General features: G+C 54.1%; 1 protein-coding gene. It reads left to right on the top strand.

What is annotated here, in order from left to right:
* The first annotated feature begins 121 nt into the window (after nucleotides 1-121).
* Entirely contained in the window at nucleotides 122-727 is a 606-nt protein-coding gene (locus tag ACFQEU_RS16975; protein ID WP_379784054.1) for a GNAT family N-acetyltransferase, read from the top strand.
* The last annotated feature ends 66 nt before the right edge of the window (nucleotides 728-793 follow it).

Genomic DNA, 793 nt, shown 5'->3' with positions numbered 1-793 from the left:
TAGAGGATGCAGTCAGCACGAGAACTGCGTTATTTTCCCCAACTGAATTCTGAATAAGCCGATAGAGTGTGCTTGCGAACTCAGCGTTGGTCTTATATACTCCTTTCAGGTAGTCGTCGATATGTTGTTTCCGGAGGAGATCGAAACGGAACGTCTCCATTTGCGACGGCTCTGCCACGAGACAGTTGATGCCTTCGAATACTATGAATTGTGTTCTCACCACGAATCAGGAATCGAGGAAGTAACAGAGTACCTCCCATGGGGTCCTCATAACACTGTGAAGGAAACGGCGGACTACCTCTCTGAACTCGAATCCAAGTGGGAAGACGGAACACGGGCAGAGTATGTCATTCAACCAGAGGAGGGTGAACCGGGGGCTGGCGAAATCGCTGGGTCGGGCGGCCTCATCATCGACTGGGAAACCCGAACAGGGAAACCTGCGATTTGGCTTCGCAAGCAGTTCTGGGGTAACGGATACTCCGGTGAACGGGCAGATGCGATGCTCGAACTGGCCTTCGAGCGTCTCGACCTCGACCTCGTCGCCGTTCCTGTACAGGACGGCAACGATAGGTCGCGGGCGGCGGTGGAGAAGTACATTTCTGCGCACGGTGGTCAGTACGACGGCGTCATCCGCAACTCGACAGTTCGGCCTGACGGAACGATAATCGCCCATCACCGATACACAGTTACACAAAACCAGTATCGAGAGTCAACACCCGATACGTAGGTCGTTTGTACTGACCGATCACTCTCTCACGTAGATCGGCCTCGGTTCGCACCACATTCGCGCCCT

Source organism: Halorubrum tibetense, from assembly GCF_042661865.1.
Lineage (GTDB): Archaea > Halobacteriota > Halobacteria > Halobacteriales > Haloferacaceae > Halorubrum > Halorubrum tibetense.
This window is presented reverse-complemented; position numbering and strand designations above follow the sequence as displayed.